This window comes from Flavobacterium sp. (genome assembly GCF_027533505.1).
In the GTDB taxonomy this organism is placed as follows: Bacteria; Bacteroidota; Bacteroidia; order Flavobacteriales; family Flavobacteriaceae; genus Flavobacterium.
The window spans coordinates 71,313-88,934 of sequence record NZ_JAPZUB010000029.1 but is presented as its reverse complement, the minus strand read 5'-3'; the positions used below and the strand labels follow the sequence as shown (position 1 = coordinate 88,934).

The 17,622-nt window shown below is 41.0% G+C and carries 17 protein-coding genes; 15 read left to right on the top strand and 2 right to left on the bottom strand.

Going from position 1 to position 17,622, the window contains the following annotated elements:
• The first annotated feature begins 5 nt into the window (after positions 1 to 5).
• On the top strand, positions 6 to 3,473 hold the full coding sequence (locus O9316_RS06520) for an efflux RND transporter permease subunit (protein ID WP_298204257.1): 3,468 nt from the start codon (positions 6 to 8) through the stop codon (positions 3,471 to 3,473).
• Positions 3,474 to 3,524: 51 nt separating this feature from the next.
• Here the strand turns inward: O9316_RS06520 and O9316_RS06515 are convergent, their stop codons facing one another.
• Complete coding sequence (locus O9316_RS06515) at positions 3,525 to 3,872, bottom strand: membrane-binding protein (RefSeq protein ID WP_288041346.1); 348 nt, start codon at positions 3,870 to 3,872, stop codon at positions 3,525 to 3,527.
• Between the two features lie 175 nt (positions 3,873 to 4,047).
• Entirely contained in the window at positions 4,048 to 5,040 is a 993-nt protein-coding gene (locus O9316_RS06510; RefSeq protein ID WP_288041345.1) for a TlpA disulfide reductase family protein, read from the bottom strand.
• A gap of 199 nt (positions 5,041 to 5,239) precedes the next feature.
• Between O9316_RS06510 and aspS the strand changes: the two genes are divergently transcribed.
• From aspS to nuoL, 14 genes are all read left to right on the top strand, one after another.
• Complete coding sequence (gene aspS / locus O9316_RS06505; RefSeq protein WP_298204256.1) at positions 5,240 to 6,985, top strand: aspartate--tRNA ligase; 1,746 nt, start codon at positions 5,240 to 5,242, stop codon at positions 6,983 to 6,985.
• A 217-nt stretch (positions 6,986 to 7,202) separates the two neighbouring features.
• Complete coding sequence (locus tag O9316_RS06500) at positions 7,203 to 7,403, top strand: cold-shock protein (protein WP_073361190.1); 201 nt, start codon at positions 7,203 to 7,205, stop codon at positions 7,401 to 7,403.
• A 199-nt stretch (positions 7,404 to 7,602) separates the two neighbouring features.
• A complete protein-coding gene (gene ndhC, locus O9316_RS06495; RefSeq protein ID WP_287785877.1) occupies positions 7,603 to 7,968 on the top strand; it encodes an NADH-quinone oxidoreductase subunit A in 366 nt (121 codons plus the stop codon).
• Between the two features lie 12 nt (positions 7,969 to 7,980).
• Entirely contained in the window at positions 7,981 to 8,526 is a 546-nt protein-coding gene (locus tag O9316_RS06490; protein ID WP_073360754.1) for an NADH-quinone oxidoreductase subunit B, read from the top strand.
• 2 nt (positions 8,527 to 8,528) lie between these two features.
• Positions 8,529 to 9,047 carry an NADH-quinone oxidoreductase subunit C gene (locus tag O9316_RS06485; RefSeq protein WP_298204255.1) on the top strand — a complete coding sequence of 173 codons (519 nt, stop codon included), beginning with the start codon at positions 8,529 to 8,531 and terminating at the stop codon, positions 9,045 to 9,047.
• Between the two features lie 18 nt (positions 9,048 to 9,065).
• Positions 9,066 to 10,301: an NADH dehydrogenase (quinone) subunit D gene (nuoD, locus tag O9316_RS06480; RefSeq protein ID WP_288041566.1), complete on the top strand. Its 1,236-nt coding sequence runs from the start codon at positions 9,066 to 9,068 to the stop codon at positions 10,299 to 10,301.
• Positions 10,302 to 10,305: 4 nt separating this feature from the next.
• Positions 10,306 to 10,836: an NAD(P)H-dependent oxidoreductase subunit E gene (locus O9316_RS06475; RefSeq protein WP_298204254.1), complete on the top strand. Its 531-nt coding sequence runs from the start codon at positions 10,306 to 10,308 to the stop codon at positions 10,834 to 10,836.
• Positions 10,837 to 10,840: 4 nt separating this feature from the next.
• Positions 10,841 to 12,205 carry an NADH-quinone oxidoreductase subunit NuoF gene (nuoF, locus tag O9316_RS06470; protein ID WP_297517498.1) on the top strand — a complete coding sequence of 455 codons (1,365 nt, stop codon included), beginning with the start codon at positions 10,841 to 10,843 and terminating at the stop codon, positions 12,203 to 12,205.
• Between the two features lie 52 nt (positions 12,206 to 12,257).
• Positions 12,258 to 13,301 (top strand): 2Fe-2S iron-sulfur cluster-binding protein, encoded by a 1,044-nt coding sequence (locus O9316_RS06465; protein WP_298204253.1) that lies wholly within the window; start codon positions 12,258 to 12,260, stop codon positions 13,299 to 13,301.
• Position 13,302: 1 nt separating this feature from the next.
• Positions 13,303 to 14,334 carry an NADH-quinone oxidoreductase subunit NuoH gene (nuoH, locus tag O9316_RS06460; protein ID WP_298204252.1) on the top strand — a complete coding sequence of 344 codons (1,032 nt, stop codon included), beginning with the start codon at positions 13,303 to 13,305 and terminating at the stop codon, positions 14,332 to 14,334.
• Positions 14,335 to 14,345: 11 nt separating this feature from the next.
• Positions 14,346 to 14,891, top strand: coding sequence for an NADH-quinone oxidoreductase subunit I (locus O9316_RS06455; RefSeq protein WP_073360736.1), 546 nt, complete (start codon positions 14,346 to 14,348; stop codon positions 14,889 to 14,891).
• A 2-nt stretch (positions 14,892 to 14,893) separates the two neighbouring features.
• On the top strand, positions 14,894 to 15,406 hold the full coding sequence (locus O9316_RS06450; protein WP_073360733.1) for an NADH-quinone oxidoreductase subunit J: 513 nt from the start codon (positions 14,894 to 14,896) through the stop codon (positions 15,404 to 15,406).
• Positions 15,407 to 15,409: 3 nt separating this feature from the next.
• Positions 15,410 to 15,730 (top strand): NADH-quinone oxidoreductase subunit NuoK, encoded by a 321-nt coding sequence (gene nuoK / locus O9316_RS06445; protein WP_073360731.1) that lies wholly within the window; start codon positions 15,410 to 15,412, stop codon positions 15,728 to 15,730.
• 6 nt (positions 15,731 to 15,736) lie between these two features.
• Positions 15,737 to 17,614: an NADH-quinone oxidoreductase subunit L gene (gene nuoL / locus O9316_RS06440; RefSeq protein ID WP_298204251.1), complete on the top strand. Its 1,878-nt coding sequence runs from the start codon at positions 15,737 to 15,739 to the stop codon at positions 17,612 to 17,614.
• The last annotated feature ends 8 nt before the right edge of the window (positions 17,615 to 17,622 follow it).

The following is a 17,622-nucleotide window of genomic DNA, read 5'->3' as shown; positions in this document are numbered from 1 at the left end:
CAAACATGAGCAAACATAACAAAGAATTTAGCATATCCAGTTGGGCGGTAGACAATCGCGTTACGGTTTACATTCTCACCTTCATCATCGTGGTGGCTGGAATCTACTCGTACATCACCATGCCGCGGGAAGATTTTCCAGAAATCATTGAAAACAAGATCTACATTTCTTCGGTTTTCCCGGGGAATTCGGCCGAAGATGTGGAAAAATTGGTCATCAAACCCTTGGAGAAAGAGTTTAAAAACATCAGTGGAGTCAACAAAATTACGTCGAGCTCTTTTCAAGATTACGGAATGATTATTGTCGAATTTGATGACAAGATTGGCATTGAATTGGCCAAACAAAAAATCAAAGACAAAGTAGACAATGCCAAAGCCGATACCGATTGGCCCAATCTTGACAACGGAAGTAAAGTAGAACCCAATGTTTTTGAATTAAACATTTCGGAAGAAGTGCCTATCTTAAACATCAACCTCAAAGGAGATTATACCGCGCAACAATTGAAAAAGTTTGGGGAAAAACTTCAAGATGATATTGAAGAAGTGCCCGAGGTAAAAAAGGTAGAAATTTTAGGGGTTGACGATAAAGAAGTAGAAATTGCTGTAGACATTTTCAAAATGACGGCTGCGCAAGTGAGCTTTGACGATATCCAAAGTACGGTCCGCAATGAAAACATGACACTCTCGGGAGGAAACTTAATTTCACAAGGATCGCGCAACAACATTCGCATCATCGGAGAAATGAAAGATCCCGCCGAACTGAATGATATTATTGTAAAGTCATTTGGGGGTTCGGTCTATCTGAAAGACATTGCGACCATTCGTTTTAAAGAAAAAGAGCGTACCACCTATGCCCGCGAAAAAGGGAAAGAAGTAGTAATGCTCAATGTGAAAAAACGTTCGGGCGAGAATATGATTTCGGCTATTGAACAAGCACGTGAGAAAGTAAGTGAAGCGCAAGCCAATTATTTGCCGAAAAATTTAACCATTGAATTGACCAGCGACCAATCGTCACGCGTTGAACACCAGGTAGACGAATTGTCCAACCACATCATTTTTGGAATCATCTTGGTAATGCTCGTATTGATGTTTACCATGGGCTTACGCAACTCACTTTTCGTAGGGGCTGCCATTCCGCTCTCCATGTTTATTGCCTTTGCCTTGTTGGCTTCTATGGGGAAAACCTTAAATACGATGGTGCTTTTCGGTTTGGTCATGGGACTCGGGATGCTCGTAGATGACGGTATCGTGGTGGTAGACAACGTGTTTGCCAATATGAAAAAAGGAATGTCGCGCATTCAAGCGTCCAAATTGGGTATTGGCGAAATTGCTTGGCCGGTAATCTCTTCAACAGCGACCACCCTTATGGCGTTTTTACCTTTTGCCTTGTGGCCCGGAACAATGGGTAAATTTATGATTTACTTCCCGCTTACACTATCGGTAACTTTGGGCGCCTCGTTATTTGTGGCAATGGTTGTCAATGCAGCGATGACGGGAGGTTCGATGGATATTGAAGACCGAAATATCAAACGAAAAGGGCTGAAACGCAACTCTATCTTTATCGGATTGGGCGCTGTAATTTTCCTTATTGCAGGCTATACCACAGGAAGTGTTTTCTTGAAATCAATGGGGCATATTGCCGTTTTGGTTTTGGGGATGATGTGGGCATACCATTTGAAAATTTACCAATGGACCCAAGATTTTCAGCACAGCTTTTTTCCTAGAATGGAAGAAAAATACAAAGTGTTTTTGGCAAAAATCCTCACCGGAAGACGCGCTTGGTATGCCTTTTTTGGGATTATTGGGATGTTGGTACTTTCGTTTGTATTGTTGGGAATCTTTCCGCGAAAAGTATTGTTCTTCCCCGATAATATTCCAAATCAAGTCATCACGTATATTGAATATCCACAAGGAACCGATATTGAAAAAACCAATAAAGCCACCCTTTTTGTAGAAAAACAAATCATCGGCATTCTCAGCAAATACGTAGATACCCAAGAAAATAAAAACTTCTTGGCCGAATCCATTGTATCACAAGTGGGTGTTGGTGCAGGAAACCCGAATGTTGATGCAGGCTCTGCTAATGAAACGCCTTACAAAGGAAAAGTAACGGTCAACTTTAGGGAATTTAAATTTCGTCGGGGCATAAATACGGCCGATTTATTGGAGGAAATTCGTCGTTCGGTGAAAGGAATCCCCGGGGCAACAGTTACGGTAGAAAAAGATTCCAACGGACCTCCAGCAGGATACCCCATCAGTTTGGAACTTCGAGGAGAAGATTATGAAGCCATGCTTGCCGAAGCGCAAAAAATTATTGCCTACCTCAATGCTAAAAATATTGAAGGGATTGAAAAACTTCAAGTAGACATCAACAAAGACAGTCCCGAACTTGAAGTGAACGTCGATCGTGCTAACGCAGGAAGTTTGGGCATTTCAACCGGGCAACTCGGATTTACTTTACGCCGTTCGGTGTATGGACAGGAAATTTCAACCTACAAAGAAGGCGACGATGACTACAATATTGTCATGCGTATGCAAGAGGACCAACGCAAAAATGAAAATATTTTATTCAATCAATCGTTGACCTTCCGCAATCCAAATAACGGTCAAATCATGCAGGTGCCTATTTCGGCAGTTTCTGACACCAAGAAAACTAACACCTTCAACATGATTAAGCGCAAAAATCACAAGCGCGTCATGACGATATATTCTAACGTGTTGACGGGATACAATGCCGATGCCATTACCAAAGACATTGCCAAACAATTGGAAGGCTATCCCTTTCCTAAAGACATTAATTATGGCTTCTCGGGGGTGCAAGAGGAACAAGGGAAAAACCAAGCGTTCTTGAATATTGCTTTTTTATTGGCCATTGCGGGAATCACCTTGATTATCGTGTTACAGTTCAACTCCATCTCCAAAACTATGGTCATCTTGTTCACCGTATTGCTCAGTTTTAGCGGTGTATTTTATGGCTATGTGATTGCCAATATGGATTTTGTTATTTTGATGACGATGATGGGAATCATTTCGCTGGCAGGGATTGTGGTGAAAAATGGTATTGTACTTATGGACTTCTTCGTGTTGTTGATGGATCGAAAAGTGGAAGAAAAAGGTGTGGAAAGTCATGACGATTTAACCTTAGACGAAATCAAAGAAGTCATTGTAGAATCGGGTAAATCACGTCTTCGTCCCGTATTATTGACGGCATTAACCGCTGTTTTGGGATTGATCCCTTTAGCAATTGGATTGAACTTCAATTTCTTTACATTGATTACCGAATTGAATCCGCATATATTTATTGGAGGGGATAACGTTATTTTCTGGGGGCCATTGGCGTGGACCATCATCTTCGGACTCACGTATGCGACCATTCTTACCTTAGTCATTGTTCCCGTGATGTTCTTCTTAGTGAAACGCATCAAGTACCGTTTGCGTGATCGAAGAAATGCACGCATGGAGGCAGAAGCATAAAAAAAGGGACGTTCAAATGAACGTCCCTTTTTTTTGAATCAATATCCTTTATTAATTTTTGTCGGCTACGGCCTCACGACTCCAGACTTTCACTTCAGCAATTGCGCCTTGTGTATAATCTACTTCCGAAAGATTGCGCTCATTCCAGAAAAACCATTTTCCAGTTTTTTCACCATTGGTATATTCTGCAATAGCAATTTTATTTCCCGTTTGGTCGTAAGAAATCCATTTTCCTTCTAATTTACCATCTTTGAAGAACCCTTCTTGTTGTACTTTTCCATCTTCATAGTAATAGGTAGCTTTTACCATACCATTCACTTCCTCCAAAACCGGTTGCTTTTGCTGCGCAGTAGCTAATCCACCGATTAACACAGCTGCCATTACGATATACTTTTTCATTTTCTAGTAGGTTTTTCAAATTATTGATACACAAATGTATCGAACTATTTTACACAAACCAAACATTCGCTTAACAATTTGGTAACATTAGGGAAAAATTTAACATTGGCTCATGAGCAAAAAAAACGCCCGTACTAGTATTTACGGGCGTTTCAGAAGTTTATGGGTAAAAAAGCTATAAGGGCAATTTATCCAAAATAGCGGTTAATTTTGGGTCAGAAGGGCGATTAGCGTCGGCATTGACCACATTTCCTTGGGGGTCGATGAGTAAAAATCGCGGAATTGACGTAACGCCAAAATACTTCATAAAATCGGATTCCCAGTTTTTATCAGCAAACAATTGTGTGCCACCCAATTGCTTGTCGGCTACAAACTTTTTCCATTTTTCAAAATCCTTATCCACATCAACGGATATACTCACAAAAGCAATTTTCTTACCATGATACTTGGCTTCGGTTTGCTTCAAGGCCGGTATTTCCGCACGACACGGTCCGCACCATGTCGCCCAAATGTCGATATAAACATATTGGCCTTTGAAATCCTCCAACTTCACCTTTTTACCTGTCACATCAACGTATTCAAAGTTTGGCGCTTTCGTTCCATTCATTTTGGTCTTGGCTTTTGACTCTTTAAAATACATCTTCATTTGCATCAACTCTTGCACCGCCATTAACTTAACATTGGACACAAATTTGGGATCAAACGTGCCCGCTTCCAATTTTTGATAAACGGCATTTTTTTGTTGCTCACAAAATTGATTGACGGCTTCATCGGTCTCCAATTTCATGAATTCAGCTTCCACGGTAGCATCTTGACGGGTCTTGTCGGCCAAAAAATTGTTTTCAGGAGCACCTTTCCCGCTAAATTTTAAAGTAGCATCAAACGCTTTTGCATCCAATTGAGCGGTTAAATCAAACCCGTTTTTCAAAAACAAGCGAGCGTATTCGGCACCATCAAACAAAAAGTACATCCCCTCAGCTACGCCAAAACGCGCTTCAAAGAATCCTTTGTCATTGACATTAATTTGCTGTACATCTTTACCCATATTGTTCTTGATGTACACCACATCGCCGATACGGTTGGCAATTTCAATTTTCAACGCTACTTGGTCTTGCGCCCAAACCATCGTACTAAATAAAACGGCAATGAAGCCTAGCATTTTTTTCATACAAAAAATAATTATCGTCTTTTACATCAACCAAAGGTAACGAAAAAAATGAGAGCGTGTCGATTTTAACATTGGTTCCCGTTGTGGCTACCCCATCACGCTAAAGTTGTAATTTCCGATGCAGTTGTCGTGGCTTTTCGTTACTTTTGCCACCAAATTTTGAATGCAAAACAACGATTTCAATCAAATAGCAGGAAACATGTATAGAACACATACTTGTGGCGCCTTGAATGCAGCGCACGTGGGACAAGAAGTTACATTGGCAGGATGGGTACAAAAAACCCGCGATAAAGGATTTTTGATTTGGGCTGATTTACGCGATCGCTACGGAGTTACACAACTAATTTTTGATGAGCAACGCACTTTAGAACATGTATTTCAACAGGCCAAGTCATTGGGCCGCGAATATGTAATTCAAGTGAGAGGAACCGTAATTGAACGGGAATCCAAAAATCCAAACATGCCTACTGGAGATATTGAAATCTTAGTTTCAGAACTCACTATTTTAAATGAAGCGCAACTCCCCCCCTTTACCATTGAAGATGAAACCGATGGAGGGGAAGATTTACGCATGAAATACCGCTATTTAGATATTCGTCGAAATCCGGTAAAAAATGCATTGCTGTTTCGCCATAAGGTTGCCATGGAAGTTCGAAACTACCTATCTAATTTGGATTTTTGTGAAATTGAAACCCCTTATTTAATTAAATCCACCCCCGAGGGCGCCCGTGATTTTGTAGTTCCCAGCCGCATGAACGAAGGGCAGTTTTATGCTTTACCGCAATCACCACAAACGTTCAAGCAATTGTTGATGGTGGGCGGTATGGATAAGTATTTTCAAATTGTAAAATGCTTTCGCGATGAGGACTTACGCGCCGACCGACAGCCCGAGTTTACACAGATTGACTGTGAAATGGCCTTTGTGGAACAAGAAGATATTTTGAATGTTTTTGAAGGATTGACCCGTCATTTGCTAAAAACCTTAAAAGGAATAGAGGTAGCTGAATTTCCGCGCATGACCTATGAATATGCTATGAAAACGTATGGAAATGATAAGCCTGATATTCGTTTTGATATGAAATTTGGCGAACTTAATGCGGTAGCGCAACATAAAGATTTTGGAGTTTTCAATGCCGCCGAACTGGTGGTAGGAATCGCCGTTCCCGGTTGCGCAAGCTATTCCCGAAAAGAAATTGACGCGCTGATTGATTGGGTAAAACGACCCCAAATTGGAGCACAAGGAATGGTCTATGTCAAATACGAAACCGACGGCACCCTAAAATCGTCCGTGGATAAATTCTACGATCAAACCGATTTGAAAAAATGGGCAGAAGCGACCCATGCCCAACCCGGTGATTTGATTTTGGTATTGTCGGGTGCAGCGCATAAAACGCGTTCGCAGTTATCGGCTTTGCGCATGGAAATGGCCACACGATTGGGGCTACGCAAACCCGATGAATTTGCGCCGTTGTGGGTAGTTGATTTCCCGTTGTTGGAATGGGATGAAGAAAGTGGTCGTTATCATGCGATGCACCATCCCTTTACTTCGCCCAAACCCGAGGACAAAGCGCTTTTACAAACCGACCCTGGAAAAGTGCGTGCGAATGCTTACGACATGGTATTAAATGGAAATGAAATTGGCGGTGGATCAATTCGAATTCACGACAAAGCCTTACAAGCCGAAATGTTCTCGTTGTTAGGATTTACGCAAGAACAAGCGGAGGCACAATTTGGCTTCTTGATGAATGCCTTCCAATTTGGCGCCCCACCGCATGGAGGTTTAGCCTTTGGTTTGGACCGATTGGTGGCCATTTTAGGGGGGCAAGAAACGATTCGCGACTTTATAGCGTTTCCGAAAAATAATTCAGGAAGAGATGTGATGATTGATGCCCCTTCACCGATTGATCATGCGCAATTGAGCGAACTTCATATTCGACTAGCCTAATTTTTAAGAGATTCCCATTCAACCTATCGCAAGTGTGTTTATTTGGCAACACTTGCGGTATTTTTTTGCCATTTTTGCATAATTAAAAGCCTTTTATAAAGATACTTTTCAATAGTAAAAATATTTTTTTGTAAAGTTTTTATTATTTTAACATTAAAAATTTGCGGTATCAAATTTTAAGTTTACCTTTAGCCGAATTAATTTATTACCCATTACAATGCAAACAGGAAAAGTGAAATTTTTCAATGAGTCTAAGGGATTTGGATTCATCGTAAATGACGAAACTGGGAAGGACATTTTTGTTCATGCTACCGGTTTAAAATCAGAAGGCTTAAAAGAAGGTGACCATGTGTCTTACGTAGAGGAAGACGGTCGCAAAGGAAAACTAGCCATTGACGTAGTAATTATTGAAAACTAAACATATAGATTTCAGATTACCGAATGAAAACACTCCCGAAACGGAGTGTTTTTTTTTGACTAAGGAGCTCTATTATTTAGAATAAATTTAAATAAACATTTTCGCTTGAATAATTCATAAAGGGGTCTTAACATCTTTGCGTTTTCAATATTGAGACGTATATTTGTGGCTATTTTAAAAATGTTAAAAAACGAGTCGTATGCAGTCTACACAAACTGACTTTTTACCGATTTTAATACAAGTTGGCATCGCTGTATCTTTTGTAGCATTGACGATTATTGGTTCCAACTTTTTAGGACCCAAAAGACATTCACAAAACAAGGATAAAAACTTTGAATGTGGTATTGAATCGATTGGTAATGCCCGAATCCCGTTTTCTGTAAAATATTTCTTGGTAGCCATCCTATTTGTATTGTTTGACGTTGAAGTGATTTTTCTTTATCCTTGGGCGGTGAACTTCAAAGAATTGGGCTACGATGGGATGATAAAAATGATTATTTTCATGTCCCTTCTTCTTGTTGGTTTCTTTTACATCATTAAAAAGAAAGCCTTGGAATGGGAATAAAACTTCTTTGCTATGGAAAATAATACACCTAAAATGGTAGCTCCGCCAGAAGGAGTGACAGGCGAAGGATTTTTCGCCACCAAATTAAGCGATGTAGTCGGTTTAGCACGAGCTAATTCCCTTTGGCCATTACCTTTTGCTACTTCTTGTTGTGGTATTGAATTTATGGCTACTATGGCATCGCACTACGATTTGGCCCGTTTCGGATCGGAGCGTGTGAGTTTCTCTCCCCGACAAGCAGATATGTTGTTGGTGATGGGTACGATTTCCAAGAAAATGGCGCCAATTTTACGTCAAGTATACGAACAAATGAGTGAACCTCGCTGGGTTATTGCTGTTGGAGCTTGTGCCTCATCAGGGGGTGTTTTTGACACGTATTCTGTATTGCAAGGTATTGATAAAGTAATCCCAGTAGACGTATATGTGCCTGGGTGTCCTCCACGTCCCGAACAAATCGTACAAGGCGTAATGCAATTGCAAGACCTTGTGAAAAACGAATCGGTTCGTCGAAGAAATTCTCCAGAATACAAAGAATTATTAGCTTCCTACAACCTGTAATTATGGCTTTAGAAACCGTTCACATTCAGGAAAAAGTCACCAATCAATTTGGCACACAAGTGCGTTGCTTTGAAATGCAGCGTGACATTTTTTCGTTTGAAGCAGATGCTTCTATAATACATGACGTAATTCGTTTTTTAAAAGAAGACGAAGAGTTGAACTTCCATTTTCTTACTGATTTAGCAGGAGTACATTACCCCGATAACGACGACGACCATCAATTCGCCGTGGTTTATCAACTTCACAATTGGGTCGAAAACACGCGTATTCGTGTACGAACCTACCTGAATCAAGACCCAGAAGTGGCTACGATTACCGATTTATTTTTATGTGCCAATTGGATGGAACGGGAGGCGTATGACTTTTATGGGATACAATTCCAAGGCCACCCGCAATTGAAACGCATCTTAAATATGGATGAAATGGTGTCGTTTCCGATGCGTAAAGAATTCCCAATGGAAGACAGTGGGCGCACCGATAAAGACGACCGATTCTTTGGGAGAACTCCCGCTAATTGTTAATGTAATTCATACTCATACATGTCCGATTTACTCTTACCTCCGGAACATCGATATGCCAAGATTATTGAAAGTCGTCGCAATGAAGACGGTAGCGAACTTTCAATTCTCAACTTAGGGCCTACACACCCCGCTACGCATGGTATTTTCCAGAACATTCTTTTAATGGATGGGGAACGCATTTTGGATGCCGAACCTACGGTTGGTTATATCCATCGTGCGTTTGAAAAAATTGCCGAAAATCGTGCGTTTTATCAAATTAATGTGTTAACCGACCGGATGAATTACTGTTCCTCCCCCATCAACAACATGGCGTGGTGGATGGCGGTCGAAAAACTTTTGAAAATTGAAGTGCCTAAACGCGCACAATACCTACGTGTTATTGTGATGGAATTGGCACGTATTGCCGACCATATTATTTGTAATTCTATTCTAGGTGTAGATACAGGAGCTTACACTGGATTCCTCTATGTGTTTCAATTCCGTGAAAAAATTTATGAAATCTACGAAGAAATTTGTGGCGCACGATTAACGACAAATATGGGCCGTATTGGCGGTTTTGAACGCGATTGGTCGGAAGAAGCGTTCCGTAAACTCAATGTGTTTTTAGAGGAGTTTCCCGTAGCATGGAAAGAATTTGAAAACTTATTCGAACGCAACCGAATCTTCATCGATCGCACAGTAAATGTGGGTCCGATTACCGCTGAACGGGCTATGGAATATGGATTTACAGGTCCTAACCTCCGCGCGGCGGGAATTGACTACGATGTACGTAAAGCGGCACCGTATTCTTCGTATGACGATTTCGATTTTGATATTCCTGTCGGGCAATCGGGAGATACCTACGACCGTTTTTGCGTTCGTAATGCCGAAGTTTGGGAGAGTTTGTCCATCATTCGTCAAGCCCTTGCCAAACTCCCTGAAGGACCTCATCATGCAGATGTGCCTGACTACTATCTTCCACCCAAAGAAGAGGTGTACAATAACATGGAAAGCTTAATTTACCACTTCAAAATTGTAATGGGAGAAGTCCCTGTTCCTGTAGAAGAAATCTACCATGCGGTTGAAGGAGGTAATGGTGAATTAGGTTTTTATTTGATTGCCGACGGTAGTCGAACTCCTTATCGTTTGAAGTTTAGAAGACCTTGTTACATTTATTATCAAGCGTACCCTGAAATGATTAAAGGAGCCATGCTTTCGGATGCTATTGTGATCTTATCCAGTTTAAATGTAATTGCAGGCGAATTAGACGCTTAATCTTATGGAAAAACACCATTACACCCAAGAAATAAATATTACGGATGCTTTGATGGCCCGTATTAACGAGTTGGTGAGCCATTATCCTGCCGACAAAAAGAAGTCAGCATTGCTTCCCGTTTTGCATGAAGTCCAAGACGCTCACGACAACTGGTTGAGCATTGAACTCCAAAACAAAGTAGCCGAAATTTTAGAATTAAAACCTATTGAGGTCTATGAAGTGGTGACGTTTTACACCATGTTTAACCAGAGACCCGTTGGGAAATATATGTTGGAATTTTGTCAAACTTCGCCCTGCTGTCAACGCGGCGTAGAAGATTTGATGGAGTATACCTGTCAAAAACTCAATGTGGGAATTGCGCAACCGACAACAGATGGACTTTTTGAAGTACGTGGGGTAGAATGTTTAGGCGCTTGTGGGTATGCCCCGATGTTGCAATTGGGCGATTACTACCATGAACATTTGACCAAAGAAAAAATTGATCAGCTCATTGACGATTGTAAAGCGGGTAATATAACTTTTTACGACAAATAGCATCATGGGAAGAAAGATATTACTGGACAAGATTAATGTCCCTGGAATTAAATCGTATGAAGTATATCGTCGTGAAGGCGGTTATGCTTCCGTCGAAAAAGCGTTAAAAATGACTCCCGAAGCCATCATTGAAGAAGTAAAAGCTTCAGGATTGCGCGGCCGCGGTGGAGCCGGATTTCCCGTGGGAATGAAATGGAGTTTTATCGACAAAAAATCAGGTAAACCGAGACACCTCGTATGCAATGCAGACGAATCGGAACCGGGAACCTTTAAAGACCGTTACTTGATGGAATACATTCCGCATTTATTGATTGAAGGAATGATTACCTCAAGTATCGCATTAGAAGCCAACCTTTCTTACATCTATATTCGCGGAGAGTATATGTGGGTCTATAAAATACTCGAGCGCGCGATTCAAGAAGCTTACGCGGCGGGTTGGTTGGGTAAAAACATTCAAGGCTCTGGTTTTGATTTGGACTTATACGTACATTGTGGTGCCGGTGCCTACATTTGCGGTGAAGAAACGGCTTTGATTGAATCGTTAGAAGGAAAACGAGGAAACCCACGTTTGAAACCGCCTTTCCCGGCTATCAGTGGATTGTGGGCTAATCCAACCGTAGTGAATAATGTAGAATCTATTGCTGCGGTGCCATGGATTATCAATAATTCGGGAGCCGATTATGCTGCCATTGGAATTGGACGTTCAACAGGAACGAAATTAATTTCTGCTTCAGGGAATATTAAAAAACCTGGAGTTTACGAAATTGAATTGGGAATTTCGGTAGAAGAATTTATTAATTCAGACGAATATTGTGGCGGAATGGAAACCGACCGTCCATTGAAAGCCCTAGTGCCCGGCGGAAGTTCGGTGCCTATTTTACCTGCACATCTCATTTATAAAACAGCCAACGGAGACGACCGCTTGATGACGTATGAAAGTTTGTCAGACGGTGGTTTTGCAACCGGTTCTATGTTGGGTTCAGGCGGATTTATTGTTTACGATGACCGAGCCTGTATCGTGCGAAACACTTGGAATTTTGCCCGTTTTTACCATCATGAAAGCTGCGGCCAATGTACGCCTTGCCGTGAAGGTACAGGTTGGTTGGAAAAAGTTTTATGGCGCATCGAAAACGGGGAAGGTCGTGAAGAAGATATCGAATTGTTGTGGAGCATTCAATCTAAAATTGAAGGAAATACAATTTGTCCTTTGGGCGATGCCGCATCATGGCCTGTAGCTGCTGCTATTCGTCACTTTAGAGAGGAATTTGAATACCATGTTCGTTTCCCTGAAAAAATTAAAAATCGAGACCATTTCACACACGAGCCTTTTGAAAAAGTTCGTCACTTGGTGGCTCCACAAACTGTTTAAATCAATAACTGCGTTAAGTCGTTTGCTTGCGCACTAGATAACCTACAAGAAGATGAAAGTAACAATTGACGGACACGAAATCGAGGTTGAAGCTGGAACCACCATCTTACAAGCAGCACGAATGATTGGAGGAGATGTAGTTCCTCCAGCGATGTGTTACTACTCCAAACTCAAAGGTTCTGGAGGAAAATGCCGCTGTTGTTTGGTTGAAGTAACCAAAGGAAGCGACGCGAATCCTACACCCATGCCAAAACTAGTAGCCTCTTGTGTTACAGGGTGTATGGACGGTATGGAAGTAAAAAGCAAATCGTCTGACCGCGTGACGGAAGCACGAAAAGCTGTAACAGAATTTTTATTGATCAATCACCCTTTGGACTGTCCCGTATGTGACCAAGCAGGAGAATGTGATTTGCAAAATTTGAGTTTTGAACACGGCCATGCCAATACCCGATTCATTGAAGAAAAACGTACGTTTGAACCCGAAAACATCGGGGATAAAATTCAGTTGCACATGAACCGCTGCATTCTTTGCCAACGCTGTGTTCAAGTCGCTGAACAATTGACCGATTATCGCGTACATGGTGTATTGAATCGTGGAGATCATGCGCAAATTTCTACCATGGTTTCGGCGGCAATTGAAAATGAATTTTCAGGCAACATGATTGACGTTTGTCCTGTTGGAGCGTTAACCGATAAAACGTTCCGATTCAAATCACGTGTTTGGTTCAACAAACCGTTCAACGCACACCGTGAATGTACTACACCGGGCTGTTGCGGTAAAGTAACCGTTTGGATGTTTGGAAATGAAATTCAACGGGTTACAGCACGTAAAGACGAATACCATGAAGTCGAAGATTTCATTTGCAATACCTGTCGTTATGACAAAAAAGAGGTGTCAGATTGGACTATTGAAGGACCGCGTAAGTTTGAAAAAGACTCGGTGATAAACGTTAACAACTACAGTCGAAAACTTGAAAAAGTCATTATAAACACCGAACGCGGTATTTTAATGGGACGTGAAGAGGATCGTAAGAAAATCAGTATGGCTGCCATTGATTACAATAAAAAAATTGACGGAACCGAAGTAAAACAATAACATGGATAGTGCATTAATTATTGAGAAAAGTATTTTTATCGTAGTCATTTTTGCGGTCACCATGCTCATGGCCATGTATTCTACTTGGGCTGAACGAAAAGTAGCCGCATTTCTTCAAGATCGCGTGGGTCCCAACCGTGCGGGATGGGGAGGTTTATTACAACCTTTGGCCGATGGGTTAAAATTGTTTGCTAAAGAAGAATTTGAACCCAACACCCCCAACAAGTTCTTGTTTTTTGTAGGTCCTGGTGTCGCTATGGCCACAGCGTTAATTACCAGTGCGGTGATTCCATGGGGCGATAAATTAGAAATTTTTGGACGCACGGTAATCCTACAAGCTACCGACATTGACGTTTCACTGTTGTATATTTTTGGTGTCATCTCTGTGGGCGTATATGGCATCATGATTGGTGGTTGGGCTTCCAACAACAAATTCTCCTTAATGGGTGCTGTTCGTGCGGCTTCACAAATGGTGTCGTATGAAGTAGCTATGGGTCTTTCTATTATCGCATTGTTAATGATGAGTGGATCACTTAGTTTGCGATCCATTACTGAGCAACAACACGGTATGGATTGGAATGTATTTTATCAACCCGTTGGATTTTTAATCTTTTTAATTTGTGCTTTTGCTGAAACCAACCGAACTCCATTTGACTTAGCCGAATGCGAAAGTGAATTGATCGGGGGGTACCATACCGAATATTCATCCATGAAAATGGGATTCTATCTGTTTGCCGAATATGCTAATATGTTTATCTCTTCTACTATTTTGGCAGTATTATATTTTGGTGGGTATAACTATCCCGGTATGGACTGGGCGGGGATTCATTGGGGAACCAACATCGCAACCCTCATCGGAATTGCCGTTTTATTTGTAAAAATCTGTGCCTTCATCTTCTTTTACATGTGGGTGCGTTGGACAATTCCACGCTTCCGTTATGACCAGTTGATGAATTTGGGTTGGAAAATTTTAATTCCCCTTTCAATTATTAATATCATGATCACCGGAATTTGTATTCTGGCTTTTAAATAAGAACCTGTTCTATGGCAACATCAATTCAGAACATTTCGCTCTCAGGCAAGAAAAAACAAGTTTCCCACAAGGAAATGACGTTTTGGGAGCGTCTTTACTTGGTCGCAATCATTAAAGGGTTGTTGATTACCATTAAACACTTTTTCCGAAGAAAAGCAACCATTCACTACCCTGAACAAGTCCGTGAATTTAGTCCCGTTTACCGCGGAAAGCATACCTTGAAACGCGATGAACAAGGACGTGAAAACTGTACCGCTTGTGGATTGTGTGCGCTTACTTGTCCTGCCGAAGCCATTACTATGAAAGCGGCAGAGCGGAAACCCGGTGAAGAGCATTTGTACCGTGAAGAAAAATATGCTGAAATCTATGAAATCAACATGTTGCGTTGCATTTTCTGTGGTTTGTGTGAAGAGGCTTGTCCGAAAGATGCTATCTATATGACCATTTCAAAAGAATTAGTGCCTGCACAATACGATCGTGAAGATTTTATTTACGGAAAAGATAAATTAGTAATGCCACTTGAAGTAGCCATGGCTAACACCAAAAACCTAAACTAATTATGTCAACAGTATTACTAATTTTCTACATTCTGTCGGCATTTACGCTTGCCACTGCCTTTTTAACCATTTACAGTAAAAACCCGATTCACAGTGCTATTTACTTAGTACTGTGTATGGTTTCGATTATGGGACATTATTTATTGTTTAATGCCCAATTCTTAGCACTAGTACAACTTATAGTGTATGCGGGTGCTATTATGGTTTTGTTCCTTTTTACCATTATGTTGATGAACCTCAACAAAGAAGATGAAGTACATAAACCGCGCATGACCCGTTATGCCGCTGTAATCATTTTTATTCTATTGTGTGGGGTATTGACCTATGTTTTTGTCGACACCAAACCCATTATGGGTGAATACGACGTTACTGGACAAGATTTTCAATCCATCAAAGTGTTGGGGAAAGTTTTGTTGAATGAATATATGGTTCCTTTTGAGTTTGTATCCATCTTACTCCTCACAGCGATGTTGGGTGTGGTACTTTTGTCTAAAAAAGAAAAATCGACACGATAAACTATGGAGAATATTTTAAATCATATCGGCATTGAAAATTACTTGTTTCTCTCCGTTATCCTGTTTTGTATTGGGGTTTTCGGAGTATTGTACCGAAGAAATGCAATTATTGTTTTCATGTCCATCGAAATCATGTTGAATGCGGTAAACTTATTGTTTGTCGCTTTCTCTACGTATCATCAAGATGCCGAAGGTCAGGTGTTCGTATTTTTCTCTATGGCCGTAGCAGCAGCTGAAGTGGCTGTTGGATTAGCTATTCTAGTAGCTATTTTCCGAAATATCGGTTCGATTGATATTGCTAATTTGAAAAATTTAAAAGGGTAAGGTGCAATGGAGAAGAATTTAGTTTTAATAGTTTTACTTGCCCCTTTTATCGGGTTTTTAGGGAATGTGTTCTTTGGGAAAAAAGCGGGAAAAGGATTCGCAGGCACTTTAGGAACTGTGGCAGTGGCCATATCTTTTGCTATCAGTGTCTATTTCTTTTTACAGGTTAACCAAACGGGGAAACCCATTTCGGTCACCTTATTTGATTGGATTGCGGTAAGCAATTTCAAATTGGATATCGGCATTCTTTTGGACCAACTGTCATTACTTTGGTTACTTTTTGTTACGGGTATTGGGTCATTAATTCATCTATATTCCATCAGTTATATGCATGAAGATGAAAACATGCATAAATTCTTTTCGTACCTCAACCTGTTCGTGTTTTTCATGATTACGTTGGTGGTCGGAAGCAATATTCTAATCATGTTTATCGGATGGGAAGGCGTTGGATTGTGTTCTTACTTACTCATTGGCTTCTGGTACAAAAACCAAGATTATAATGATGCTGCCAAAAAAGCATTCATCATGAACCGTATTGGGGATTTAGGATTCTTGATCGGAATTTTCATTTTAGGCTCTATGTTTTCTACCTTGGATTACGCGCAGTTGAAAACTGCCCTCACTGCTGGAAATGTAGATACGGCCAAATTAACGGTGGCAGCCTTGTGTTTATTCATTGGAGCCATGGGTAAATCTGCTCAATTGCCTTTATATACTTGGTTGCCCGATGCGATGGCTGGACCAACACCTGTATCGGCATTGATTCACGCAGCAACAATGGTTACGGCGGGTATTTTTATGATTACGCGTTTGAATTTCTTATTTGACCTAACCCCACTTGTTCAAAACATTATTGCGATTGTCGGTGCTGTGACAGCTTTGGTGGCTGCTTCCATTGGTCTTTTCCAAAATGACATCAAAAAAGTATTGGCGTATTCAACAGTTTCACAATTGGGACTTATGTTTTTAGCTTTAGGACTTGGAGCATATAACGTGGCCGTTTTCCATGTAATCACACATGCCTTCTTCAAAGCGTGTTTGTTCTTAGGTTCGGGGTCGGTAATTCACGCCATGCATCACGAACAAGATATGCGCCGCATGGGTGGGTTACGTAAAATCATGCCCATCACTTTTGCCACGATGATGATTGCCACGTTGGCGATTTCAGGAATTCCACCTTTTTCAGGATTTTTCTCAAAAGATGAGATTCTTCTGACCGCTTTCCACGCGAATATCCCTCTATGGATCATTGCATCTTTGGCGTCCATCATGACGGCTTTCTACATGTTCCGTTTGATGTATCTCACATTTTATCGCGACTTCCGTGGCACAGAGGAACAAAAACATCATTTGCACGAGAGTCCTAGTTTAATGACGTTACCCTTAATCGTATTAGCCATATTGTCGTTGGTTGGTGGGTTAATTAGCTTGCCTTTTGGAGGCAGTTGGCTTAATCATTACCTAGCGCCTTTATTTAGTGAAAGTCATGCGGAACATCATTTAGGAACTACTGAATATATTTTAATGGCTGTAGCGGTGGCTGGTGGATTGATTGGTATTGGTATGGCGTATGCGAAGTTCTTAAAGGGCGGTGCCGTTCCGAAAGAAGATGATGAAATGACCGGACTGGCCAAAACAATTTACCATAAATATTATGTAGATGAAGGCTATATGGCTTTAATTGTAAAACCCATTAATGGTTTAGCACGCTTTTTCCGAGATACACTTGAACCTGTTTTATCCCAATTGGTTTTCAGTTTGGGATCGTTGGCCAACGGTTTAGGAAACCTAGGCGCGCGTGTTCAAAACGGAAGTATTGGATTGTATCTATTTGCTTTTGTAATTGGATTCAGTGTCCTTTTCATCTATTTGTTTTTAGCTTAAAAAATTAT

What these genes read in the sequence shown, in the direction of transcription:
- O9316_RS06520 (WP_298204257.1), top strand. Translation starts at nt 6, where the DNA reads ATGAGCAAACATAACAAAGAATTTAGCATATCCAGTTGGGCGGTAGAC.
- O9316_RS06515 (WP_288041346.1), bottom strand. Translation starts at nt 3,872, where the DNA reads ATGAAAAAGTATATCGTAATGGCAGCTGTGTTAATCGGTGGATTAGCT.
- O9316_RS06510 (WP_288041345.1), bottom strand. Translation starts at nt 5,040, where the DNA reads ATGAAAAAAATGCTAGGCTTCATTGCCGTTTTATTTAGTACGATGGTT.
- aspS (WP_298204256.1), top strand. Translation starts at nt 5,240, where the DNA reads ATGTATAGAACACATACTTGTGGCGCCTTGAATGCAGCGCACGTGGGA.
- O9316_RS06500 (WP_073361190.1), top strand. Translation starts at nt 7,203, where the DNA reads ATGCAAACAGGAAAAGTGAAATTTTTCAATGAGTCTAAGGGATTTGGA.
- ndhC (WP_287785877.1), top strand. Translation starts at nt 7,603, where the DNA reads ATGCAGTCTACACAAACTGACTTTTTACCGATTTTAATACAAGTTGGC.
- O9316_RS06490 (WP_073360754.1), top strand. Translation starts at nt 7,981, where the DNA reads ATGGAAAATAATACACCTAAAATGGTAGCTCCGCCAGAAGGAGTGACA.
- O9316_RS06485 (WP_298204255.1), top strand. Translation starts at nt 8,529, where the DNA reads ATGGCTTTAGAAACCGTTCACATTCAGGAAAAAGTCACCAATCAATTT.
- nuoD (WP_288041566.1), top strand. Translation starts at nt 9,066, where the DNA reads ATGTCCGATTTACTCTTACCTCCGGAACATCGATATGCCAAGATTATT.
- O9316_RS06475 (WP_298204254.1), top strand. Translation starts at nt 10,306, where the DNA reads ATGGAAAAACACCATTACACCCAAGAAATAAATATTACGGATGCTTTG.
- nuoF (WP_297517498.1), top strand. Translation starts at nt 10,841, where the DNA reads ATGGGAAGAAAGATATTACTGGACAAGATTAATGTCCCTGGAATTAAA.
- O9316_RS06465 (WP_298204253.1), top strand. Translation starts at nt 12,258, where the DNA reads ATGAAAGTAACAATTGACGGACACGAAATCGAGGTTGAAGCTGGAACC.
- nuoH (WP_298204252.1), top strand. Translation starts at nt 13,303, where the DNA reads ATGGATAGTGCATTAATTATTGAGAAAAGTATTTTTATCGTAGTCATT.
- O9316_RS06455 (WP_073360736.1), top strand. Translation starts at nt 14,346, where the DNA reads ATGGCAACATCAATTCAGAACATTTCGCTCTCAGGCAAGAAAAAACAA.
- O9316_RS06450 (WP_073360733.1), top strand. Translation starts at nt 14,894, where the DNA reads ATGTCAACAGTATTACTAATTTTCTACATTCTGTCGGCATTTACGCTT.
- nuoK (WP_073360731.1), top strand. Translation starts at nt 15,410, where the DNA reads ATGGAGAATATTTTAAATCATATCGGCATTGAAAATTACTTGTTTCTC.
- nuoL (WP_298204251.1), top strand. Translation starts at nt 15,737, where the DNA reads ATGGAGAAGAATTTAGTTTTAATAGTTTTACTTGCCCCTTTTATCGGG.